Source organism: Spongiibacter sp. IMCC21906, assembly GCF_001010805.1.
Lineage (GTDB): Bacteria > Pseudomonadota > Gammaproteobacteria > Pseudomonadales > Spongiibacteraceae > Spongiibacter.
In genome coordinates, this window is record NZ_CP011477.1 from 1,667,545 (window position 1) to 1,689,445 (window position 21,901).

Annotated in this window: 22 protein-coding genes; 12 read left to right on the forward strand and 10 right to left on the reverse strand. The window is 49.5% G+C overall.

From position 1 onward, the window contains the following. The first annotated feature begins 77 nt into the window (after positions 1 to 77). The 4 genes from IMCC21906_RS16305 to IMCC21906_RS07620 all read left to right on the forward strand — a co-directional run bounded on the left by IMCC21906_RS16305 (position 78) and on the right by IMCC21906_RS07620 (position 5,178). Positions 78 to 2,078: an ATP-binding protein gene (locus IMCC21906_RS16305; protein WP_052763432.1), complete on the forward strand. Its 2,001-nt coding sequence runs from the start codon at positions 78 to 80 to the stop codon at positions 2,076 to 2,078. Then, positions 2,065 to 2,484 carry a response regulator gene (locus tag IMCC21906_RS07610; RefSeq protein WP_047011668.1) on the forward strand — a complete coding sequence of 140 codons (420 nt, stop codon included), beginning with the start codon at positions 2,065 to 2,067 and terminating at the stop codon, positions 2,482 to 2,484. Before IMCC21906_RS16305 ends, IMCC21906_RS07610 begins: the two co-directional genes overlap by 14 nt. Before the next feature lie 143 nt (positions 2,485 to 2,627). Then, positions 2,628 to 3,446 carry a UDP-2,3-diacylglucosamine diphosphatase gene (locus IMCC21906_RS07615; protein ID WP_047013240.1) on the forward strand — a complete coding sequence of 273 codons (819 nt, stop codon included), beginning with the start codon at positions 2,628 to 2,630 and terminating at the stop codon, positions 3,444 to 3,446. 25 nt (positions 3,447 to 3,471) lie between these two features. After that, on the forward strand, positions 3,472 to 5,178 hold the full coding sequence (locus IMCC21906_RS07620) for a lysophospholipid acyltransferase family protein (protein WP_047011669.1): 1,707 nt from the start codon (positions 3,472 to 3,474) through the stop codon (positions 5,176 to 5,178). Between the two features lie 83 nt (positions 5,179 to 5,261). Here IMCC21906_RS07620 and IMCC21906_RS07625 read toward each other — a convergent pair whose 3' ends face one another. The 5 genes from IMCC21906_RS07625 to IMCC21906_RS07645 form a co-directional block, all read right to left on the reverse strand. Continuing rightward, complete coding sequence (locus tag IMCC21906_RS07625) at positions 5,262 to 6,026, reverse strand: alpha/beta fold hydrolase (protein ID WP_047011670.1); 765 nt, start codon at positions 6,024 to 6,026, stop codon at positions 5,262 to 5,264. A gap of 16 nt (positions 6,027 to 6,042) precedes the next feature. Then, positions 6,043 to 7,152 carry a DUF2817 domain-containing protein gene (locus IMCC21906_RS07630; RefSeq protein ID WP_231580333.1) on the reverse strand — a complete coding sequence of 370 codons (1,110 nt, stop codon included), beginning with the start codon at positions 7,150 to 7,152 and terminating at the stop codon, positions 6,043 to 6,045. Positions 7,153 to 7,160: 8 nt separating this feature from the next. After that, positions 7,161 to 8,219, reverse strand: a complete 1,059-nt coding sequence (locus IMCC21906_RS07635) for an MJ1255/VC2487 family glycosyltransferase (protein WP_047011672.1) — start codon at positions 8,217 to 8,219, stop codon at positions 7,161 to 7,163. Between the two features lie 29 nt (positions 8,220 to 8,248). Next, positions 8,249 to 8,776, reverse strand: coding sequence for a phosphatase PAP2 family protein (locus IMCC21906_RS07640; RefSeq protein ID WP_047011673.1), 528 nt, complete (start codon positions 8,774 to 8,776; stop codon positions 8,249 to 8,251). A gap of 181 nt (positions 8,777 to 8,957) precedes the next feature. Further along, entirely contained in the window at positions 8,958 to 9,572 is a 615-nt protein-coding gene (locus IMCC21906_RS07645; RefSeq protein ID WP_231580334.1) for a methyltransferase, read from the reverse strand. 152 nt (positions 9,573 to 9,724) lie between these two features. On the opposite strand from IMCC21906_RS07645, the gene sthA reads away from it, so the two are divergent. From sthA to IMCC21906_RS07660, 3 genes are all read left to right on the forward strand, one after another. After that, positions 9,725 to 11,113: a Si-specific NAD(P)(+) transhydrogenase gene (gene sthA / locus IMCC21906_RS07650; protein ID WP_047011675.1), complete on the forward strand. Its 1,389-nt coding sequence runs from the start codon at positions 9,725 to 9,727 to the stop codon at positions 11,111 to 11,113. A 250-nt stretch (positions 11,114 to 11,363) separates the two neighbouring features. Then, entirely contained in the window at positions 11,364 to 11,546 is a 183-nt protein-coding gene (locus tag IMCC21906_RS07655) for a PA3496 family putative envelope integrity protein (RefSeq protein WP_047011676.1), read from the forward strand. Positions 11,547 to 11,750: 204 nt separating this feature from the next. Beyond that, complete coding sequence (locus tag IMCC21906_RS07660) at positions 11,751 to 12,533, forward strand: DUF3014 domain-containing protein (protein WP_047011677.1); 783 nt, start codon at positions 11,751 to 11,753, stop codon at positions 12,531 to 12,533. A gap of 50 nt (positions 12,534 to 12,583) precedes the next feature. Here the strand turns inward: IMCC21906_RS07660 and IMCC21906_RS07665 are convergent, their stop codons facing one another. Further along, positions 12,584 to 13,465 (reverse strand): MaoC/PaaZ C-terminal domain-containing protein, encoded by an 882-nt coding sequence (locus IMCC21906_RS07665; RefSeq protein ID WP_047011678.1) that lies wholly within the window; start codon positions 13,463 to 13,465, stop codon positions 12,584 to 12,586. A gap of 192 nt (positions 13,466 to 13,657) precedes the next feature. Between IMCC21906_RS07665 and IMCC21906_RS07670 the strand changes: the two genes are divergently transcribed. Next, on the forward strand, positions 13,658 to 14,713 hold the full coding sequence (locus tag IMCC21906_RS07670; protein WP_047013241.1) for an AraC family transcriptional regulator: 1,056 nt from the start codon (positions 13,658 to 13,660) through the stop codon (positions 14,711 to 14,713). Between the two features lie 35 nt (positions 14,714 to 14,748). Here the strand turns inward: IMCC21906_RS07670 and IMCC21906_RS07675 are convergent, their stop codons facing one another. Beyond that, positions 14,749 to 16,137, reverse strand: coding sequence for a 3-oxoacyl-ACP reductase (locus tag IMCC21906_RS07675; RefSeq protein ID WP_047011679.1), 1,389 nt, complete (start codon positions 16,135 to 16,137; stop codon positions 14,749 to 14,751). 316 nt (positions 16,138 to 16,453) lie between these two features. Between IMCC21906_RS07675 and IMCC21906_RS07680 the strand changes: the two genes are divergently transcribed. Next, positions 16,454 to 17,764 (forward strand): acetyl-CoA C-acetyltransferase, encoded by a 1,311-nt coding sequence (locus IMCC21906_RS07680; protein WP_047011680.1) that lies wholly within the window; start codon positions 16,454 to 16,456, stop codon positions 17,762 to 17,764. A gap of 68 nt (positions 17,765 to 17,832) precedes the next feature. Here the strand turns inward: IMCC21906_RS07680 and IMCC21906_RS07685 are convergent, their stop codons facing one another. Continuing rightward, the gene (locus IMCC21906_RS07685) at positions 17,833 to 18,171 is read right to left on the reverse strand and encodes a hypothetical protein (RefSeq protein WP_047011681.1); all 339 of its coding nucleotides are present in this window, start codon (positions 18,169 to 18,171) and stop codon (positions 17,833 to 17,835) included. A 597-nt stretch (positions 18,172 to 18,768) separates the two neighbouring features. Here IMCC21906_RS07685 and IMCC21906_RS07690 point away from each other — a divergent pair. Together IMCC21906_RS07690 and IMCC21906_RS07695 are read left to right on the forward strand one after the other, a co-directional pair. Continuing rightward, positions 18,769 to 19,239, forward strand: a complete 471-nt coding sequence (locus IMCC21906_RS07690) for a Dps family protein (protein WP_047011682.1) — start codon at positions 18,769 to 18,771, stop codon at positions 19,237 to 19,239. 112 nt (positions 19,240 to 19,351) lie between these two features. Then, a complete protein-coding gene (locus tag IMCC21906_RS07695; RefSeq protein WP_047011683.1) occupies positions 19,352 to 20,122 on the forward strand; it encodes a DUF1223 domain-containing protein in 771 nt (256 codons plus the stop codon). 33 nt (positions 20,123 to 20,155) lie between these two features. On the opposite strand, the gene IMCC21906_RS07700 is transcribed toward IMCC21906_RS07695, so the two are convergent. Next, complete coding sequence (locus IMCC21906_RS07700) at positions 20,156 to 20,359, reverse strand: hypothetical protein (RefSeq protein ID WP_047011684.1); 204 nt, start codon at positions 20,357 to 20,359, stop codon at positions 20,156 to 20,158. After that, positions 20,349 to 20,828, reverse strand: a complete 480-nt coding sequence (locus IMCC21906_RS07705) for a nucleoside deaminase (RefSeq protein ID WP_047011685.1) — start codon at positions 20,826 to 20,828, stop codon at positions 20,349 to 20,351. Before IMCC21906_RS07705 ends, IMCC21906_RS07700 begins: the two co-directional genes overlap by 11 nt. A 105-nt stretch (positions 20,829 to 20,933) precedes the next feature. Here IMCC21906_RS07705 and IMCC21906_RS07710 point away from each other — a divergent pair, with 105 nt between their 5' ends. Further along, complete coding sequence (locus IMCC21906_RS07710; protein WP_047011686.1) at positions 20,934 to 21,878, forward strand: PaaI family thioesterase; 945 nt, start codon at positions 20,934 to 20,936, stop codon at positions 21,876 to 21,878. Positions 21,879 to 21,901 lie beyond the last annotated feature (23 nt).

A 21,901-nucleotide genomic window follows, 5' to 3' on the forward strand; every position in this document is an offset into this window, starting at 1 on the left:
GGGACTAGTACCTATGGGCAGCGGCTTACCGGCTACTTACACTTAATATACTCCTAAGCGAGTAACTACATGACACTATGAGATTTCAGCAGAGTACTCCGGTAAACCGGCGAATTGGTATCGCTGCGCGAATCATCGTGCCTGTTATTTTATTGCTGGTGATCAGCAATGCACTGGTCCTCTATGTGACCTTAGCCAGCAATAAACAGCAGTTGCTGGCTAATACCCATAGCGAAATAGCCTCAAGTACGGCACTGCAACAAACGTTTTTTCAATCAGCGATGAATGAACTCTCCGGCGATGTCTTATTTCTGTCCGGGACCCCACCTATTGCAGGATTAATTCGCGCCAGCCGCAATGAAGGCTATGACCAAGATGATCAAAGCTCTCAAGTGGCTTGGAAGTCTCGGTTAGCGAAAATTTTTGTAGGAATGCTCAACAGTAAACCCCAAACCTCCCAACTGAGATTTATTGATGCCAACGGGATGGAGCAGATTCGGGTTGATCGCAGTGGTGAAAACGGCGAAATTCGCATTGTTCCCAACAGTGAGCTGCAAAATAAGGCGACTCGAGACTACTTTCATGCGGCGACAAAACTGTCCGCTGGACAGGTTTATTTTTCTGATATTGAGCTGAACCGGGAACACGGTAAAATTATTGAACCCCACGAACCCACTATTCGTGGCTCCACGCCGGTACAGGATGAATTCGGAAAGCTGTTTGGTGTCATTGTTAAAAATCAATATCTGGAGTCGGCGTTTAACGATATGTTGGCGCTGGCCGAGCAAGACCGTTTTTTACTGATTGCTAACCGTGAGGGTGAGTATCTAGTGCATCCGACACCGGGCCGCAGCTTTCGGTTTGAGTACAGTCAGCGCTCAAATATTGTTGATGATATCCCCGAGCTTTATCAATTTGTCAGCCCGGAGGATTCGTCGTTAGAAGCAACGGGGGATTTACCTTGGGAAGGGGAAACCTATACTTACCATATTCGACGGGTGGTGTTTGGCCCCAACCCCGAGCGTGATTATATCTTTGTTTTCTCCTCAGAAGAGGCCAGCACTATTCTGGCACCCAATATCGCTCTTCGAAATAAAGTGCTGTTGTTTCTGATCTTTATTCTATTGGTTGCCGCAACGTTATCCTGGGCCGCCGCGCGGCAGATAGTTCACCCCATTTCTCAAATGAACTGGGCATTGCGAACGCGTCGCCTGGCTCTCTCTGAAGCGGATGTGCCGGTTTCTGCACCGGGTGAGTTGGGTTCTCTGGCCAGAGGTTTTGCTGATTTTTCAGCTGCTTTACAAGAGCGGCGCCGGGCAGAGCTTAAAGAAATGGAAGAGCGCAAGGCCGCAGAAGTGGCGCTACAGCATCATAACGAAAAGCTGTCTCAAGCTAACCATGAATTGGCGCAGTTTGCGTATATCGCCTCCCACGACCTTCAGGAGCCATTGCGGACAGTACGCAGTTTTATCGACTTATTCCGGCAGTATTATGGGGCATCGCTGGATTCCCAGGCGATGACGTTTTTGGGTTTTATGGACGACTCCTCGTCTCGAATGTCTGATTTGATTAAAGGCTTGTTGGACTACAGTCGTTTGGGTGTGACCGCAGACCGGGAAGAGCTTGACTTACAATTAGTGGTGGACCAGGTTTGTAGTGACTTAAAACAACGCTTGGATGAGTCGGGTGCGTCAATTCACTACGAGCAATTGCCTAATGTTAAAGGCTTGGCGGTGGAGCTGCGGCTGCTGTTTCAAAATCTTATTAGTAATGCAATTAAATTTAGTCGAAAGGGCGTACCGCCTCAGGTCGAAATTACCGTTCAGAAAATGCCGGATCACTGGCTGTTTTCAGTAAGCGATAATGGTATAGGCATTGAAGAGCGGTCATTGGATAGGATATTTTTAATCTTTCAACGGCTGCATTCCCGAGATGCTTTTGAGGGAACAGGGATAGGTTTGGCGCACTGCAAAAAAATAGTAGAAGCTCACGGTGGTAAAATCTGGGTGGAGTCGGAAGTGGATGTTGGTTCCACGTTCTACTTCACCTTAAAGGAGGTTAACAGTGAAAAAGCTTGACTTGGTATTGTTGGTTGACGACTGCAAGGCCACTAATTTTGTCCACCGTTTGCTGATAGAAAATAATGGCTTTGCCAAGCGTATTGATGAGGTGGGTAACGGCGTAGAGGCTCTGGATTATCTGACCGGCTCGGTGGATGGGAGCTATCCTCAGCCAGATTTGATTTTTCTGGATATCAATATGCCCAAAATGAATGGCTGGGAGTTTCTCGATGCCTATGAAAACTTGCCAGATGAACAAAAGGCGGGTGCGGTGGTGGTGATGTTAACAACCTCCTTAAACCCTGCCGATAAAGAAATGGCGGAGCGTCAGGGGCATATTAAAGGCTTCTCCAGTAAACCGTTAGATTCTGAAAAGTTGAACGCGATGTTGCGTCAATACTATCCAGAGTGTTTAGCCGACTAAGTTAAAACGGACGATCTCTCCTGCCGTAGCTTGTTTGGCAGGAATGTCCTGCCTCTGTTGTCATAAAACTGTCCTCAAATAGTCCTGCTGCTGTCATCTTTCAGTATTAGTCTTGCCACAAATGCATAGAGAGGATGCATGATGTGAAGACAAGGCTGAAATACAAAACGCTGTGGCTTTCTGATATCCACTTGGGCTTTAAAGATTGTCGAGCAGACTACCTGCTGGATTTTCTGTCACAGGTCGAGTGCGAAACCATCTATCTGGTTGGCGATGTGGTTGACCTTTGGGCAATGAAGCGTAGTCTTTTTTGGCCGCCTAATCATTACGAAGTGCTACGCACTCTCTTCAAAAAAGCCAATAATGGCACGCGAATTGTCTATATCCCCGGTAATCACGATGAGCCCTTCCGTGATTATGTCGGTCATATTTTTGGCCCTATCGAAATCAAGAAAGAAGCTGTTCACACCACGGTTTCAGGCAAACGCTTACTGATGTTTCACGGCGATTGCCTTGATGAACATATCCGTCTCAGTAAATGGGAAAACCTTATCGGCGACTACGCCTACGATCTGCTGTTATTCCTCAATCGCTGGGCTAATTTTTTACGGCGCCGTTTTGGCAAGCATTACTGGTCGCTGGCGACTTATATCAAACAGCGTATTCCCAATGCCCGCCAAGTGATTGATGTATTTGAACGTGCCGCCGTTGAAGAAGCCGCTCGTCGTAACCTGGATGGTGTTATTTGCGGCCACATTCACCAGCCAGCGTTAAAAACCATTGACGGAATATTGTATTGCAACGACGGCGATTGGATAGAGAACTGTACCGCCATGGCCGAAAACCATGATGGTGGTTTAGAACTCTTACAGTGGACTGAAAAGCACGTGTTATTAGCAAGCCTAAATGCAGAAGGGCAACCCGCCACTGCGGACGTGTTACCCATGCGTCGCGCCGGTTAGTCGGCATTGAAAAGGTAAACGATAAGTGATTTCTGTAGACGCGGTATTAGATCAACGCTTTCCCAAGTTTGCAAAAGACAGCCCGCGCTTGCGCCGTACGGTGACGGCGCTGCTTAAGTACTTATTTCATGAGGCGGAGTTCAAGCAATTTGAACGGGACTATCCGTATTTACAAGGTTTGGATTTTGTCGATAAAGCCTTGGAATACTTTGATTTCAGCTACGCGGTTAGCGCTCTGGATAAAGAACGCATTGCTGTGAATGGCAAAGTGGTGATTATTTCCAATCATCCCATTGGCAGTTTAGATGGTTTGGCTTTGCTGAAATTGGTGTCTGAAGTACGCAGCGATGTCAAAGTGGTTGCCAACGAACTGCTGTATTCACTCAAGCCGCTGCGTAGCATGTTATTGCCTGTCGACAATATGAGTGGCAAGCGCAATCGCAAAGAAAATGTTCAGGCGATTCATCAGCACCTGCAAGGCGAGGGGGCAGTGATTATTTTTCCTGCCGGAGAAGTCTCCCGGTTTGGTCCCCACGGTATTCGCGATGGTCGCTGGCGTAATGGCTTTATAAAATTTGCCGAAAAAGCGGGCGCGCCGATATTGCCGGTGCATATCAACGCTCGCAATTCCGTATTTTTTTATGCTTTATCGTTGCTGGCCAAACCGCTATCAACGCTGTGGCTGATTCGGGAAATGTTTAAGCAAAATAATCGCACGGTCAGAGTCAGTGTTGGCCCGGCGATTGATGCGGATATGTATCGGAATCTGCCGTTAACTGCGCCAGCCAAAGTCCGTTTATTTAAAAAGCATATCTACAAATTGGGGAGTCGTAAGCGTAAAGGCGAGCCCTGTTTTATTCCCGCTGCGCAACCTGTAGCGCATCCAGAAGATCGTCAAGATTTACGGCGGGCCATTCGCGCTTGCGATCACTTGGGAAGCACCCGAGATGGCATGGAGATCTACTGTTATCAATACCATGGTGACTGCACCATTATGCGGGAAATTGGCCGCCTGCGAGAAATCAGTTTTCGGGCAGTAGGCGAGGGCACGGGTCACCGTCGAGATGTAGATGCTTTCGATGCCTATTACGACCATATCGTGTTATGGGATGAGAACCAGCTAGAGCTGGTCGGCGCATATCGCTTAAAACGGGTGGCGACCTTGGAGTCAAACGAAAGCCTGTACAGCAGTACCCTGTTTGATTACCGCGTATTGGAAGCTGAAGAGTTATTTGAGCAGGGCGCAGAGTTAGGCCGCAGTTTTGTTCAACCTCGTTATTGGGGACGTAATGCGCTGGACTATTTGTGGCAGGGCGTTGGTCGTTATTTAGAGCGTCACAGAGACGTCCGCTATTTGTTTGGCCCCGTTAGTTTAAGCGACAAAATGCCCCGAGGCGCAAAGGACTTGCTGGTGGAGTTTTATCGCAAGCACTTTCAGTCACCGAGCAACTGGGCAAGTGCAAAAATGCCTTACCGCATAGAAGGCGAGGGCAATGCCTTTAGCGGAGAGGACTACAAAGCTGAATTTGCCGAGTTAAAAGAACGCTTGGCAGAAATGGGTTGTGCTGTCCCCACGTTATACAAGCAATATTCTGAGTTATGCGAGCCTGGCGGTGTCAGTTTTGCGGATTTTAATATCGATCCTGATTTTGCCGACTGTATTGATGGCTTGGTGCTGGTGGATATTGAGAGCATGAAACCGGCTAGGCGGAATCGGTATTTGGGATTTTAGACCAGGCTGCTGTCGAGAAAAATAAAAATAGACAGCACGCAGTGTCGTTATAAGCGGCAGCGTTGGCGCAGCAGGCTTCCTGCTTAAGCGTTTTGCCAGCGCGAAATCTCGGTCAATATCCAATTGGGATCATCTAGAGGCAAGTCGTGCCCGGCATGGTTATGTAACACCAGTGGCCAATGGTAGCGCTCGGCCACTAGCTCGCTGCACTGCCAGGACACCATGCGGTCTGCGTAGCTGCTAAGCACAAGCCCGTGTTGTATGTGGGTTACGGCATTCGCACTCGGTAGTCGATAGCGGCTGGCTGCGATGAGTTGGTTTATTACGTTACCCTTTTGTATTTTATTGTGTTGGCGAAGCTTGACCCATTGTGCCAACACATCGTTGTCGTCAGCGCTGTTATTGCTGACCATCTTAAGTATGGCCCGTTCTTGCCGTTTGATGGAGCGGCTGCTGAAACTTTTTATGACGGGTAAAAGTGCTGAAGGTTTGAGTCTATGATGCAGAGGGCTGTTGCCACTGCTGCTGTTGATAGTGATGACCGCGGTAAGGTCTTGAGGGTAGCTTGCGGCCCAGTGCAGGGCCAGCATGCCACCTAATGACAGACCGAGAATGCCCCTTTTTTCTGCGGTGTTTTGGGTGGTAGATCGGCTGCGAATATCTGCAACGATAGCAGCGATATTGTTGGGGGAGGCGCGTCGATGTTGGTCGCCAAAACCGGGCAAATCAATGCACTCTACTTGCCAGCCAAGATCGGCTTCGCAACGTTGGGGAAAGTCGTCCCAGTGCGCGGTTTCACGACTGAGGCCGCGAAGAAAAATCCAATGTGTGGGAACGGTGTTACTCATACTTATCGGTATCTCTTTATGAATTTCGATACCACAAGGCTTGAGCCATTTGCTGTAGCTCCCTTTCGGTTTCACCCTTTGCCTGCCAGTGGTGATAGTTACGGGTAGCCGCCAGCAAAAAATCCAGCAATATAATATGGCCGCGCAATACTCTCGCGCGTCGATGGGGGACGGTAGGGTTAAACAATCCGGCAAAGCTGAACAGTTGTCGTGGCCGTTTTTTGACCCACAACCACGAGCCCATTTCCAGTGTCAGGGGCATGAGTCCTAACCCCGCTTTTCGACTGTTAATATACAAGTAATCCCAAATGTCTCCGTGGCTGAGGTAGTGCAAGGCTTGGGGGCCAAATGCGTAGTTATGGTTGGCGTAGTTGCGCTCCCATAATAGCTTTAGGGCGACATAGTCACCGATAGATTCGATGGGCGCTCGCCGGTAGGCATAGGGAATCCACAAATGATCTTGAAAACCGAAGCCAGAATGAAAGTCTATCGCCAAGCTGAGGGAGCCGGGTTTACAGCTGCGCATAACAACCTTTTCTAAGGCGGTAAACTCGACTTCTCGAACCTGGTTTTTTTGGCCGCGATACCAGGGGATTTTTCGCCAAATTCGCTGTCCGCCAATAAGAAAAGGCACATCGTCTTCGGCATCGATGGGCGCGTGACGATTTAGGTCTATACCATTGGCGTTGCTGCGCCAGCTTCTAAGCATGCCGCTTGGGTTTACAATGGGCAGGGCGACAATGGCAATGTGGCGGTCAAATTGCTTGCGCCAATGACTGTCCCAGCGGTAGCGCTCTAGTAGGGTTTCTAACCATGCTAGCAATACCTGGGTGCCAATGCGCTCTACGCCGTGAATGCCGCCGGTCAGAATCAAACAGTGTTCTGCTCGCTGGGGATCGCCCAAGGTTAGTGATGCTATCGGCAGGCGTAAGTCATCGACTTCGACTATGGCTTCGGTGCGAATGTTGAGTACGTCTCGGGACAGTCTATAAAGCTGCTCCATGGCAAGGAGCTCGGGAAGGCGGCGGTGAAGTCGGCCTCGACATTCGTCCAGAATATCTGAGAAATGAGGAAGCTCTGGACCCGGTGTTTCAGATTTTTGTGGCAATAAAGAATTGATGGGCAATGAAAACCTCAGCCATATGCTGCTTGTGAAGACGTTTCGCCGCCGCTATGCCACAGTTCTTCAACCAGGCTTTGGCTGTTATCCCATTGACCTTTTAACAACCAGTCGCTCAGCGCGGCTGCTACGTCAGGGTAGTGTTGCGGGTGTTGGCGGGGGAGAGCGTGTAACCAGTTGTGGATCGATTCGCGATTAAATTCTTGCATCACCGAGGCGAGTCCTAGGGCTTCTAAAGCGGCCGCATTTCCTTGCTGCTCAGACTGCCCGGTTACGGGTTTTGCAAGGGCTGGCATACCCATGTGCAGGCACTCGCTAATGAGTTCAAATCCGGCGTTGCAAATTACGCCTTGGGCGCTGCATAAATCCTTTTTAAAACCGTGGAGGCTCGTTGCGCGTTGGCTGACGTTACCCAGTTCGCGGTCAATAAGGTCAGGGGAATACTGAATAAAACGATAGCCGGGAATGCTCTGGAGAACTGCGGTCACTTTTTGCTGGTCTTCAAAGGGCAGATACACCACAAATTGAGGCGGCTGCACTGGCGGCAGCAGCGCTTCTTCCGGGTTGATAATAGGCGGTACAATGGGGGCGTTAAAGTGGCTCCAATGCAAGCCAATACGGTGTTTGGCCGGGGCAAAGTAACGCATAATTAAGCGGTTTTTATAATCCAGTCCACGCTGGGGAACATCGGGGTAACCAAAGGCATATTGGTGACCAATGCCCACCACCGGCTTGTTTTTAAGCCGTCCTGCCCACGCAGTGACGGGCTCAAAGTCTGTCACAATCACATCCACATCGTCTAAATCCAAACTGCGAATATCTTTTATAAATTGCATGGGTTTGGTTTGCAGTAGGGTATGAAGGTTGCTGATGCTGCCGTTTTTAGTGGCAAAGCTTAGCCCGTGGCGAAGCTGATAATCGCCAAAGACATCCATATCGAAATACTTGTCGAAAGCTCTGCCGCTAAACAAAAATTGTACATCTACATTCCGGCTGGCAAGGTGCTTGGCCATCATTCTTGCCCGGGAGATATGGCCGTTACCGGTACCTTGTACACCGTAAAGTATTTTCATATTGGATTCCGGGGGGAGGTTAAGCCAGCTCAGGCCATGACCAAGTTGTGGCCGATGTGAGCAATGCTGATACCCAGTGCGGCACCGGCTAAGGTATCGGTGGGAAAGTGAACCCCCAAAATGACGCGGGAAGCAGCCACCGCAGTGGCCCAAATAAAGAGTGGGGCACCGATCACGCCAAAAAAGAGCACGGTCATGGTCGCGAGCAAAAACGCCGCGGCGGTGTGTCCCGACGGAAAACTAAATTCATCGGAGGCGATGATAGAGGCGCAAAAAGTGGGGATGGCAACGGGTGGGCGCCGGCGCCGACAGGTGTTTTTAAGCACCCAGTACAATGGCAACCAGAAAGCGAAACTGGCTAGCACGGCCAACAAATATTCCTGACCGAATTGAATGCCTAAACTGCATATTAAGAGAGGGAGAGCTAGCTGAGCGTAGCCATCGCCGGTCTTTGATATGCCGTAAGCGATGCGGGATAATTGTCGCTGGTGCCGTGTGCTGACACAGGCCATAAACATCCGCACATCAAACTGATTGATCGACTGTATTAAGCGCATATTAGTGTCCTCATATGAAACACACTAACGCCTGCAGTTTGCATTACGGTGATAATAATATTGCAGAATTACGACAATTTTGCCGGTATTTGAGTTATAGGCGTGCTCTGCTTTGGCGTGGCGCTGTCTGGGGGTACCACGCTACAAGGCCGCTTACTGCAACTCATATACAATGAATTAATCAGGCGTTTTCAATTAGCAAAATACTGCCCTTGGGCCGGTTGGCTGCCTGACTTTGCCATGGGATTAACTCGGCAAAATGATCATTAATACAGGCCTCGGCGACTTCCAAAAAAGGTGGTCGATTGGGGTCGCTGATAATGATTTTTTTAACACCGCTTGCTAATGCCAGAGTCAGGCAGTGAAAAAGATCTTCTGCCATTTGATCCCAAAAGCAAATATCACTGCCAATAAGTACGTCAATATTGGCAAGTTGCTCGGCACGAATGCTCGAAAAATCCTGGTGCAACGTGTTAATCTCAACCTCATTGAGGCTTGCTTGTCGCTCCAAAAAGGCAAAGACTTCATTGTCCGCATCCAGTCCGGTAACACGGTGTTGCTGCTTTGCACAGTAAATACCAGACAAGCCCCAGCCACAACCTAGCTCTAATACTCGACTTTGTTCTGGCAGGGGGTGTTGCTGAAGGTAGTCCACCAATATCAAGCTGGCGTTCCAGGTTTTGTTGCCGTGTAGGGCGTTGCTATTTTGACGGCGCTTTAAGCGACGAATAGCGGGATGACGACTGGTCATCCATTTTAGGCCGTAGCATGTTTTGTAGTGTGTTTGAGTAGTCACTGCATTGGCCTATTGCTAAAACCGCAAGTTTAATTCTCAACGCAGTAAAAGGCGAGATTGCCAACCGCAGTTGTGGTTCTGCTTTGGCACTCGTATTTTAGTGAAAGAGTCACCCTGTGGAACCAGTATTTTAGCTTAGAGGAAGTCAATACATGGCATATGATTACGACGTTGTGGTACTGGGAAGTGGTCCTGCAGGTGAATCGGCGGCCTTAAATGCCAGTAAACATGGCCGTACTGTGGCGGTGGTTGAGGCGCAATCGCTGGTCGGCGGCGCCTGTTCTCATCAGGGTACGATTCCCTCCAAGGCACTTAGACATATGGTGCGTCAGGCTATTCGATTTAATCAAACTCAGATTTTTCGAGATTTGGGTGACCCCCGAACACTGACTTACCCCAAGCTGTTAAGTCATGCTGAAGATGTTATTTCTCAGCAGGTGGCAATGCGCAGCCGCTTTTACTACCGCAACAATATCACCCTTATTCACGGCCAGGCCGAGTTTGTCGATGCGCATAGCATTGCGGTATTACGTGAGGACGGCAAGCAGAGCAAGCTGACTGCCAAGCAAATTGTGATCGCTACTGGGTCGAGGCCTTATCGCCCAGCCGATATCGATTTTAATCACCCGCGGGTGTATGACAGCGACAGTATTTTGAAGATGACCAACACCCCACGAAAAATCATCGTATACGGGGCCGGGGTAATTGGCTGTGAATATGCGTCGATTTTTTCGGGCATTGGTATGAAAGTTGAGCTGGTGAATACCCGGGATCGCTTGTTGGAGTTTCTTGACGATGAAATTTCTGACGCCCTTAGTTATCACCTGCGCTATACCGGTGTGATGATGCGGCACCGGGAAGAATATGAGAAGGTTGAGGCAGACGATAACGGCGTTACCTTGTATCTCAAATCGGGAAAACGTCTGCATTGTGACGCCTTGCTTTGGTGTAATGGCCGCAGTGGCAACACCGACAATCTCAAGTTGTCGACGATTGGCCTTGAGGCCGATCATCGCGGCCAGCTCAGTGTGAATGAACATTATCAAACCGCCGTACAAGACATTTACGCGGCGGGTGACGTGATTGGTTGGCCCAGCCTGGCCAGTGCGGCTTATGACCAAGGTAGAGCGGCTGCGGCGACAGCACGGGGTAAAGAGCATTGCCGCTTTGTTGATGATGTGCCCACCGGGATATACACCTTGCCAGAAATCAGTTCTTTTGGTTTGAGTGAGCGGGAGCTGACTGAAGAAAAGATACCCTACGAAGTAGGCCGGGCGTTTTTTAAGGATACCGCCCGCGGGCAAATCAGCGGTGAAACGGTGGGGATGTTAAAGCTCTTGTTTCATGTCGATACCTTGGAGATTTTGGGAATCCACTGTTTTGGGGCCGAGGCGGCAGAAATCATCCATATCGGCCAGGCGATTATGAAGCAGCCCGGCGACGGTAATACCCTACGGTATTTTGTGAATACGACCTTTAACTATCCCACCATGGCGGAGGCTTATCGCACCGCGGCGCTTAATGGCTTAAATCGGTTATAAGATCGATTTCAACCACTGCATTTTTTTCGATTTCCCCCCTCGGTTTTTCCATAGTCAGACTTCGGCAAATCCCAGCTTACTTTACCGTGGTTGGGGCTTGTATTTTGACATCTGAAAAAAATGTCTTCATGACGTAATTTTTAATTGACAGAATTTCGTTCTAGGCATAAATAGTTCGTTGAAAGCAATGGGACAGAAAGCGGTAGCTTCTGGCCTGGTTTTTGGTTAACCAGTAGCAGTGGAGTGGGGCATGACAGATAACTTGGCTGACGATGATCTGGACGAGGTGTTTGATGACGCTGATGACAGTAGCTTTGAGGGGCGTGCTGCCATGGGTGGACACGACAGCAGCATTCGCCGCAAAATTGAGGAGCGCCTTGAACGCAAGCGTTTGATGGAAGAACTTGATATGCTGGACGATATCGATCTTTAGTCGCATAGAAGGCGGGCTATTGCCGCCGGAGAATGCTGACTTTTTATGCCGCGCTTGTCGCGGCATTTTTCTTTCTGGGCATTTCTTTAGCATTGCCGAGCTGTTGCCCATAGAGCGTGGCGGTTATAACATGCTTTTAACGAAACGCGTCGCCAACGGGCGGCGCTAGAACAATAAAGTCCTTGACTGGACCGGGGTTGTAAAATGAACTGGAAAGCCATATCAGCCGTTGTCGCGATCGTTGCCGTAGCCGCGTTCGTTTGGTTTATTTTAGAGCGTTCTGCCACCACAGGCAGTGGTGACGTAGTGGATGCACCGCAAACAATTGAGCCAAGTAAACCGAAAAAGACGGTAAAAGAGACACTAGCCGTTGAATCGGATCCCGAATACAAAGAAAAAGCCGAAACGATTGTGGCACCGCCAGCTAAGGTGGATGACAGTGATGATAAAGTGCGCGAAGCCGCTGCGGATTTGTCTGAGCCTTTATCTAAATGGCTGCTTCCTGCCCAACAAATTCGCAAATGGGTCGCGCTGGTAGAGCAAATGGCCTCTAACAAGCTGCCAAGCCGCAATATGCCGGTGTCTTACAACAAAGACAGCTTTCTGGTGATTGAAAAGGGCGACGCCCTTGTTGCTGATCCTGCCAATTTTGAACGTTGGGATACGCTGATCAACACGATTACCGCCTTAGACCCCAAACAAGTCGCTATTTACTATAAAAAATGGTCGCCGTTGTTGGAAACCAGTTACAACGAGTTGGGTAACCCCCAGTCTTTTGATAACCAATTCCGGACGACGGTGGAGCACATGCTGTTTGTTGAGCCGATTTCGGCCAATGCCAAGCTCAAGCAGCCTAAGGTGTTTTATGAGTATGTGGACCCCAAGCTTGAAAATGCCGATGCCTTAAGCAAGTGGATGTGGCGTTTGGGGCCAGAGAATATGGAAGCATTGCAAGCCTGGTTGAAAGAGTTGCAGAGTTACCTGTGAGGGAAATGAGCGCTTAATATTGTCATTAGGCGCTCAAATAAGCTTAAAGCCTATGCTAGCGGCCGAAAATACCCCTCTACATGGGGCTTGTCGCCACTTTCATTACGCAGACCAAAATCAATGCCCTGTTCAGATTGCTGATAACAAAACTGCAGCGTGGCGGGTAAAAACACCGGTGTTTTGAACTCTGCGTAGCATTCACTTCTTTCTCCTACCGATGCTTCTAATGCCGATATGCACGCGGCTTGGCTCCACATACCGTGGATAATCATCTTTTTAAACCCTAATAGCTTAGCGCTGAGGTTGTGCAGATGGATGGGGTTATAGTCGCCAGAGGCCTTAGCGTATTGCCGCGCTTGCTCAGGGCAAAGCTGCCACGGCTCACGATGTTCAAATTCTTGTAATGCTGGACGCTCGGTTTTATCTTTGGCAATGCCGGTTTTCATGCGAGTGAGATACAGGCTTTCGTCTTCCCACACTTTGTCTTGGCCGATATAAGCACTACAAATAAAGGTGAACTCCACGCCCTTGGAACTTAGCCATGAGTCGCTGATACGACAGCGCAAGCTGGGTTTTTCTGTGGCTTCAATGGGGCGGTATTGACGCAGGGTATTGCTGAGATGAACCATACCCATGGGCGCGACTGGAAATTCTTTGCGCAGCATCATTGCCAGTTGCAAGCGAAATGCCAGCACATGTAAAAAGCTCATGGGCAGATAGGGTGAGTGGGTGGCAAAGCCGCAAACCTGGCGATAGCGTTGCAGCTGGGTAGTGTCGATATTGATGTTATCCACGGTAATGACCGTATCTGGGAATACGGGCGGTTTTGCCGGTGACATTTTCCCCGGTGATTTTCGGGTGATTGCCGCCCGCAATAATAACGAGGGCGTGCTGGGCAAGGCATTCATCTTGATTTGATTACTTGCGGTCATGCTGGGCTGCCTCCATACTTTAGCCTGTCATTGCTGGGCCGGGGTTACCGACACGCTAAATAGCCTGAGTTAATGCCATGTTAATAGGGATGGTAGTGAGTATAAAAAATACTTGTGGCAATGGGATTTGCTGGAATGTACACAATGACTAAAACTGCGGCCAATGCATAGTGGGAAATGAATTCAATTATAATGACAGACACTAGCAAAACAGACGTCTCCGATCTCAGCGATTCTAGCTTTCTTGTGCAACTGGTGTACCCAGCAATGCAAAAGCTGGGTTTAGATATAGATAGAATTGTCGATGAGTGCCGAATCTCTCCAGAACTGTTAAAGGACCGCTCGGCGCGCTTTCCCCATGCCGCCCAAGCCCGTTTTTGGCGGGTGCTGGAAGAGGTCAGTGGCGATCCCCATATCGGCCTGACTATTGCCGATATGGTGCAGGTATACCGCGGGCAGGTCTTGGAATACCTGTTTTTGAGTAGTCCCAACTTTGGTGAGGGCCTAAAGCGGGCGCAAAACTACCAGCGCCTGGTGACCGATGCAATGCAGTTTGAGTTGCTTATTGACGAGCCCAACTCCCGAGTTCGACTGGATTTTGCCGGTCAAGATGATCCTTATCTGCGTCACCGCAACGAATGCTTTGCACGGTTTTTAATTCGCTACTTTCAGGCCGTAACCGACGGTGCGTTTAAAGCAAAAAGCGTCACCTTTGATCACAGCCCAGTGGGGGATACCAGTGCCTATGAGCGTTGTTTTGAATGCCCGGTGAGTTTTGATGCGCCCGAGCAATCGCTGATCTTCTCCAGTGATATTTTGGCAACCCCCTCCAGTCATGCCGAGCCAGACCTACTGAAGCTGCACGAAAAACTGGCCAGCAAGCAACTAGAGCGTTTGGCAAAGCAGGATGTTGTTGCCAATGTAAAAACAGTTATCGCGGAAATTCTGGAATTAGGGCAACCCAGTTTAGAAGGCATCTCTGAGCGTTTGGGGATGAACGAACGGATTCTGCGGGCCAGACTCACCGAGGCGGGAACCAGTTTTAATCAAGTATTGGCAGATTATCGCTGCATTCTGGCTAAGCGCTTATTGGCCAGAACCGACGAAAGTATTTCTGATGTGGTGTATTTGACCGGGTTTTCTGAGCCCAGCACGTTTTATCGGGCTTTTAAACGTTGGACTGGCCAGACGCCGGTAGAATATAGGCAGTTAAAGCAAAGCAGCGATAGTGAAAAAACAGCGCATTAAAACAAGGCGCATAATGCGCCTTGTTGATGGGTTTATTACGCTCCAAACCAAGCCTGCCCACACACCCTCACTACGTTGCCGTTCACGGCACGCGAGGCTGGATTGCCGAAGAAGGCGATGGTCTCGGCCACGTCAATAGGTAAACCGCCCTGTGACAGTGAGTTGAGGCGTCGACCAAACATTCTCGTCATTAGCGGAATTGCAGCGGTCATGGCTGTTTCAATAAAGCCCGGCGCCACGGCATTGACGGTAATCCCACGCTTTAGTAACTCTGGGTCTTTTGACATAAAGTCGACATAGCCAATCACCCCAGCCTTGGAGGCGGCATAGTTGGTTTGGCCCCGTTGACCGGCAATACCGTTCATTGACGACACCCCGACAATGCTCGCGCCATCATTTATTACGCCATCGCTTAACAAGGCTTCGGTAATACGCTGGGCGGCTGCCAAGTTGATATTTAAGGTGAGCTGCCATTGCTGTTCGCTCATATTGGCAATGGTTTTGTCGCGGGTTACCCCGGCGTTGTGCACGATTAAGTCGACGCCGCCCAATTCTTTTAAGCTGTCGCCGATTTTTGCAGGTGCATCTTCAGCAGTAATATCGGCTACTAGCGCTGCGCCATTAATGGCGGTCATCGCTTTGATCAGTTCAGCTTCCATTGCGCCTACATCCACCCCCAGTACGGTGGCACCATCTCTGGCCAATGTCTGGGCAATCGCCAGGCCGATACCTCGGGAGGCACCCGTTACCAAGGCGACTCTACCTGCCAACGGTTTATGCCAGTCGGGAAGGGCGGGGTTGCTTGCCGTAGAGACCTTAATAACCTGCGCGTCGACATAAGCGGATTTTGCCGACAAGGCAAAGCGCAGGCTGCTATCAATATTCGCTTCGGCGTTATTGGCAACGGTAATGAGTGTTGCCGTTGCCCCTTTTTTGCCCACTTCTTTGGCTAAAGACCGGCTCAAGCCCTCAAGTGCGCGCTGGCAAGCGGCCTGAGCTGCATTGCCACATTCCATATGGGGACGTGCCAGGATGACGATCCGACCACTGCTTTTAAGCTTGCGGATATTTTGATTAAAAAATTCGTAGGCTTGTACCAGTTGCAGGCTATCGCTTAGGCCGCTGGCATCAAACACCAGTGCTTGATAGCGCTCGGGGCTGCTACTGCCATTGTTAGCCGGTTCGCCGCTTTGGGCTTGGGCACGAGCGCCCAGAGTGATGACGGCTGCACTGTCTTTGATATTTCGCAGAGTATCTTTCAGTAGGGCGGCGTTATCGCCACAGTCCAGTAAAACATCGCCTTCTAAATAGCTGCTTAAACCGCTGTGGTAGCGTTTAAGCTCAACCGGCGTCGCTACGCCAATGGCCCCCAGTATTTTTTTGCCGGCCTTTGAATTAATAAAGCCTTCGATGCGGTCAGTCATTAGCTTGTCTCTCCTTTGCGGGCTATTCGCGTTTATTTCGGTCGAAAGCCTTGCTAGTGTCTAGTAGAGGGCTACAGTAGTTAAGGCTACCGTAATTAAAGCCCTGTATTAAAAGCCCCTGCAGTTTTAGCCTAAGCTGTCTGTGGTCAGCAGGGTCGATCTTAGATGCCAGTATTGGATGCTGATTGTAGCCGCTGGCGTGCCGAGACGAATTGACAGCTTTGCGGTGAGTGTTCGTCGAATCAGCCAATGTGCCTTTGACAACCCTTGCTACACTGCGCTCCCTGAATCGAAAATTCTATCAAGAGGTTAGCTTATGTCCCCCACGACAACGACAAGTATTCGCCGGGTCGCTATTATCGGCGGTAATCGCACGCCTTTTGCTCGCTCCAATACGGCCTACTTTGGCATTAGCAACCAACAGATGTTAACCGCTGCTATCGAGGGTTTGACTCAGCGCTATGGCCTGCAAGGGCAGCAATTAGGTAATGTCGTTGCCGGCGCAGTGATGAAGCACAGCCGCGACTTTAATTTGACGCGTGAATCGGTATTAAGTACTTCCTTGCATCCTCACACGCCCTGTTTTGATATTCAACAAGCCTGTGGCACGGGTTTACAAGCGGTTAATTTAGTCGCCAATAGCATTGCCCTTGGCCAAATAGAAGTGGGGATTGCTGGCGGTGTCGATACCACGTCCGACGCACCAATTGGTGTCAGTGAAGGCTTGCGCAAAGTCTTGTTGAATGCCAACCGCGCGCGCACCACAGGGGATCGCATTAAGGCCTTTTTAAAACTACGGCCAGGTCATATTGGGGTGAGCATTCCCGCAAACTCGGAGCCCCGTACGGGAATGTCGATGGGGGAGCACACCGAGATAACCGCCAAGGCTTGGGGTATTTCTCGTCAACGTCAGGATGAACTCGCCGCCAATAGTCACCAAAACCTTGCCGCTGCTTATGAACGTGGTTTCTTCGATGATCTGGTCAATGCCTTTTCTGGCTTGGAGCGGGACAATATTATGCGCCCCGACACCACCGTCGAAAAATTGGCTGGCCTGAAACCCGCGTTTGATAAACGCTCCGGTGCCGGCACTATGACAGCAGGTAATTCATCGACGCTTACTGACGGTGCGTCAGCGGTATTGCTGGCGAGTGAAGAGTGGGCAAAAGCGCATAATCTTCCAGTAAAAGCCTATTTGACGATTGTTGAAACAGCGGCAGTCGACTTTTTTGGCAAAGGGAGTCGTGATGAAAAAGAAGGCCTGTTAATGGCGCCAGCCTATGCGGTGCCCAGAATGCTGGCAAAACAAGGTCTGAGCCTGCAGGACTTTGATTTTTACGAAATTCATGAGGCGTTTGCCGCGCAGGTACTGGCCACATTGGATGCCTGGCAGGATGAAAGCTTCTGCCGCGAAAAACTGGGCTTGGATAAGCCGCTGGGCGCGATTGATGCCAGCAAACTCAATATTAATGGCAGTTCGTTGGCGGCGGGTCATCCTTTTGCGGCGACAGGTGGCCGGATTGTGGCAACCCTGGCGAAAATGCTGGAGGAGAAAGGCAGCGGTCGCGGTCTCATTTCTATCTGCGCTGCCGGTGGTCAGGGCGTTACCGCTATTCTAGAGCGTTAAGCGCTCTTTGAATTTTATTGGTGCCCACGTCTTTTTAATAAGGTAGTTGCTACGGTAAGTGAGTTTGACTACTTGCCGTAGCTTTCACAGGTACCTTGCTCAAAGCCAATCACTTTCTTGTCGGCGCAAGCACTGCAATCATTGCCATAGGTTTTATGTCGCTCTGAGGGGCAGGGGGCTTTAACGCAGCGTATCCCGGTGTCGACATGGCCGCAGACGGGACGGTATTCTCGGGTACACATCTCTGGGCGAGGGGTTTCACAGCTGGTAAACCCCTTGGGGCTTGCGGTGTCGCTGCTATCTGCAGGGGCACTGCATGCTTGAATCAAGCCGACAGTTAGCCCAATGATGAAAAGACTTAGCATTAAACCGCGTGGGCCAAAAAGTGCTTTGCGCTGGCGTGTCATATGTCATTTTCTCCTTGTAGTGTCTGCACTACACAGACTCCCTTTATAACAGCTGTGATGCTGATATGTGCAAGTTGCTTAACTTATTATGCTGACTTGGCGTGGCGCTTATAGGTCGATCGTGGCCAATGGGCATTTATAACTCTTTTCAAATAAGCTGATGTTGCCGCTATTACTCATTGTCGATATTTTTGTGATGCACTGTAGTTGTGTCGTTGTAATTTTATTCTCAGTTGATTAAAGCAAGTGCAATAGCGGGGGTCTAGACTAATGAGAGCGAGCTGGGACGGGGTTCACATCACGAATAGGGTTGCTCATTTTTGGTGCTATTGCGCAGGGATATGTTTCACCTATCGATGGCATACATAGAATCTATTTAGCAAGCTTGGCCGCTTTTGTTACATTAAAGCCGTAGATGTTTTTGGTGCTTAGGAAGTCTTTAGCAAGGTGCTAAGTCAGCAAACAGCAGGAACGCCATGTTGTTATCACTGTCACACCTTCCACATGCCAAAAACCTCGGCTGCTCAAATCAGTTTGTATCAAGAATTAAGCAGCGCAGAATTAAATTTAGGATGTAAGCATTAAGGAGAGCCAAGTATGACAAAGATTGATATTGGTATTAGCGAATCGAATCGAGAGCAGGCGGCTGAAGGTCTAAAGCGTTTGCTGGCTGACTCTTACACACTGTACTTACAAACCCACAATTTTCATTGGAATGTGGTTGGTCCGCGTTTTCGGGAACTGCATTTAATGTTTGAAGAGCACTACACCGAGCTGGCGACGGCGGTAGATGATATTGCCGAGCGTATTCGTACGCTGGATGTTGCCGCTCCCGGTACCTACAAAGAGTTTGCTCGTTTAAGCTCTATCGAGGAGGTAGACGGTGTACCCGACGCAGAGGTGATGGTAGACCTGCTGACTAAGGGCCATGAACAAGTCGTCAGAACCAGCAGAGACGTACTGAAGCTTGCCCAAGAAGCAGATGACGAGTCGACGGCCTCGTTGGTATCTGACCGTATGCGTATACATGAGAAAACAGCTTGGATGCTGCGAGCACTCAATAAGTAAGCGTTCTGACGCTGAACAACGCTGAGAGTCTTTGCCCCCGGGTTTGTAGAGGATGTAACAAATTCGGGGGTTTTTAGTCTGGGGTATATCACTTGCTGAGAGACGCCCCGACATGTCTATATTCAAACTAGTCACTATCCTTTTTTGTGCTGCCGTAGTGTTCTCCGCGCAAGCGGTTGCTTTGGAAGCGAAAAGCGGTATAGCGCGAACTCAAACTGTAGAACTCTATACCTCCGAGGGCTGTAGCAGCTGTCCCCCTGCGGATACTTGGTTATCGTCCTTAGCGAAAGACCCGCGGGTGTTTGAATCCCTTGTTCCCATGGCTTTTCATGTTGATTATTGGGATATGCTCGGCTGGAAAGATAAATTTGCCCTTGCAGAATTCTCTACTCGCCAGCGCCGTTGGGCCAAACAGGGCTTTATCAGTCAAGTTTATACGCCGGGTTTTGTAGTTGATAATCAAGAGTGGCGCGGCTGGTTTAATGGCCGGCGCCAGTTGCCAAAAAATAATGAAAAACCGGGTGTCTTGTCTTTTAGCTGGCCACAGAACGATGACCCTTTGACGGTCAGCTTTATACCCCATACCGAGCTGGGTTCTTCTAGGTTTCATATACACGTTGCGGTACTGGGAATGGGCTTGGAAAGCAGCGTTGCCGCAGGGGAAAATCGCGGTCGAAAATTACAGCACGACTTTGTGGTTTTGTCTCATCAAATTAAACCTGCCACGCTGAAAGATAAGCAACTTGCTCTTAAACTGGATGCGCCGGATATACCAAATCGCGGCCAGTCACGGAGTGCGGTAGTGGTGTGGGTGTCGCCTACCACTAGCCAAAAAATACTGCAGGCCGTAGCGAGATTTGTTGAGCCCAGCGAGAAGCGTTAATAACAGAGTAGTGTCTTGCTTATTGGCGCTGTCTTAGGGCCTGTTAACACTAATTGGATTGTCACTGTCGAGGCTAAAAAAGCGCCAATCTCGGCGCGAGGAGAGCAGTTTGGTCATTCCAAATAAACGACGAGCAACACAGAGTGGCGCTTTTTTAGCCTCAACCCGCAGGGCTGGGGCCATTTTTGCCGCCAGCAGTAATAATCCAATTAGTGTTAACAGGCCCTTAGTATTCATTTCTTTCTGCGTAGGCTAGCCAGGCATCAAAGGGCGCGGCGGCGTTATCTACGCTGCTATGCCGTAAAAACCTCTGATTTATATTGACGGGCTTTGCTTGACCATAAAGTTTCTTGGCAATTTCGGTATCGTCAAACCCTGCTCGTATGGCTTCGTGGTGATCCGCGGCGTATACAATTTGGTCAATATGTGCCCACAAGCTAGTGGCAAGGCACATGGGGCAGGGCTCGCAGCTGCTATAGAGCACACAGCCTTCTAAGTGTGGTGTTTGTAATTGTTGGCTCGCTAAGCGAATAGCTTCCACTTCTGCATGGGCGCTGGGGTCGTTGCTTTGAATGACTTTATTGCGGGCTTGAGCAATGATCTTGCCGTTCTTGACAATAACAGCAGCAAAGGGACCTCCGCCCTCGGTAACCGATTGTACGGCGAGATGAACGGCTGTTTTTAGATACCTGTCTTCGCTCTCCATCTTTTATCCTCGTATGTATATTTTGATCTCTGATGTCATCAAGATTCGCTCATAAGGGCTAGCCTACGTTAAAATTGTCGTTCCGGCGAAATGTGAGTAGAGCTTATGCCCTTGGATTTAGATGAGTTATTACGCTTTAAGCGTGAAATGACCAGCAGTAATAAGGGTGATCATTTTTTGACCTTGGGTATTGAGGTTGATGAAACCGCAATAAATTATGCCCAATTGAGTATGGCATACAGTGATGCAATTGTTGGCGATCCCGAAACCGGGGTAATTCACGGTGGCTCCATTACCAGCTTACTGGATACTACCTGTGGCTTTGCGTCGGCGACGACCCTCGATGAGTTAGGACTGACCCCGACCATTGATTTGCGTATTGATTACATGCGTCCCGCGACACCGGGAAAAAAGGTGATTGCTGAGGCAGAGGTTTATCGCAGCACTGAGTTTGTTATTTTTAGTCGTGCCATTGCTCATCATGGTGATAAAGAGCGGCCGATAGCGCGTGGTGTAGGTAATTTTTTTCGTTTGAATGCCGATGCTTTTGCAGATATCAGAACCGCCTTTAGAAAAGGCGAAGTGGATAAACTTTTTCCCGCGGCCTATTTGAAATCTGCCCCCCTTATTAATCGTGATGACTATCCCTTAGCCGCCGATCAAGAGCTACAGGACTTTAAGGCCTGGGTGCCTTATGCCAATACCTTGGGCATGGAAATACTTGAGGGTGACAATTATTGTGTTTTGCCACCACGGCAAAGCAATGTGGGTAATTTTTCTTTGCCTGCGTTACACGGTGGTGCCATCGCGGGCTTTATGGAAATGTCGGCGGTGATTGCGGTAATAAAAAAGACGGGTATTTCCCGCATTCCCAAAATTGTCGATATCAGTGTGGATTATCTGCGGGCGGGTCTTTTTAAAGACACTTACTCGCGCTGCAAAGTAAACTATCTTGGTCAGCGAATGGTGAATGTCAGTATTACGGCCTGGCAAGACAGCGAAGATAAGCCCATCGCCAATGCTAGAGCGCAGTTTTTGCTAAAAGATTAAAAGTTAAAGATTAGAAACCGCGA

What these genes read in the sequence shown, in the direction of transcription:
- IMCC21906_RS16305 (WP_052763432.1), top strand. Translation starts at nt 78, where the DNA reads ATGAGATTTCAGCAGAGTACTCCGGTAAACCGGCGAATTGGTATCGCT.
- IMCC21906_RS07625 (WP_047011670.1), bottom strand. Translation starts at nt 6,026, where the DNA reads ATGAGTAACACCGTTCCCACACATTGGATTTTTCTTCGCGGCCTCAGT.
- IMCC21906_RS07635 (WP_047011672.1), bottom strand. Translation starts at nt 8,219, where the DNA reads ATGAAAATACTTTACGGTGTACAAGGTACCGGTAACGGCCATATCTCC.
- IMCC21906_RS07640 (WP_047011673.1), bottom strand. Translation starts at nt 8,776, where the DNA reads ATGCGCTTAATACAGTCGATCAATCAGTTTGATGTGCGGATGTTTATG.
- sthA (WP_047011675.1), top strand. Translation starts at nt 9,725, where the DNA reads ATGGCATATGATTACGACGTTGTGGTACTGGGAAGTGGTCCTGCAGGT.
- IMCC21906_RS07655 (WP_047011676.1), top strand. Translation starts at nt 11,364, where the DNA reads ATGACAGATAACTTGGCTGACGATGATCTGGACGAGGTGTTTGATGAC.
- IMCC21906_RS07660 (WP_047011677.1), top strand. Translation starts at nt 11,751, where the DNA reads ATGAACTGGAAAGCCATATCAGCCGTTGTCGCGATCGTTGCCGTAGCC.
- IMCC21906_RS07665 (WP_047011678.1), bottom strand. Translation starts at nt 13,465, where the DNA reads ATGACCGCAAGTAATCAAATCAAGATGAATGCCTTGCCCAGCACGCCC.
- IMCC21906_RS07670 (WP_047013241.1), top strand. Translation starts at nt 13,658, where the DNA reads ATGACAGACACTAGCAAAACAGACGTCTCCGATCTCAGCGATTCTAGC.
- IMCC21906_RS07675 (WP_047011679.1), bottom strand. Translation starts at nt 16,137, where the DNA reads ATGACTGACCGCATCGAAGGCTTTATTAATTCAAAGGCCGGCAAAAAA.
- IMCC21906_RS07680 (WP_047011680.1), top strand. Translation starts at nt 16,454, where the DNA reads ATGTCCCCCACGACAACGACAAGTATTCGCCGGGTCGCTATTATCGGC.
- IMCC21906_RS07685 (WP_047011681.1), bottom strand. Translation starts at nt 18,171, where the DNA reads ATGACACGCCAGCGCAAAGCACTTTTTGGCCCACGCGGTTTAATGCTA.
- IMCC21906_RS07690 (WP_047011682.1), top strand. Translation starts at nt 18,769, where the DNA reads ATGACAAAGATTGATATTGGTATTAGCGAATCGAATCGAGAGCAGGCG.
- IMCC21906_RS07695 (WP_047011683.1), top strand. Translation starts at nt 19,352, where the DNA reads ATGTCTATATTCAAACTAGTCACTATCCTTTTTTGTGCTGCCGTAGTG.
- IMCC21906_RS07700 (WP_047011684.1), bottom strand. Translation starts at nt 20,359, where the DNA reads ATGAATACTAAGGGCCTGTTAACACTAATTGGATTATTACTGCTGGCG.
- IMCC21906_RS07705 (WP_047011685.1), bottom strand. Translation starts at nt 20,828, where the DNA reads ATGGAGAGCGAAGACAGGTATCTAAAAACAGCCGTTCATCTCGCCGTA.
- IMCC21906_RS07710 (WP_047011686.1), top strand. Translation starts at nt 20,934, where the DNA reads ATGCCCTTGGATTTAGATGAGTTATTACGCTTTAAGCGTGAAATGACC.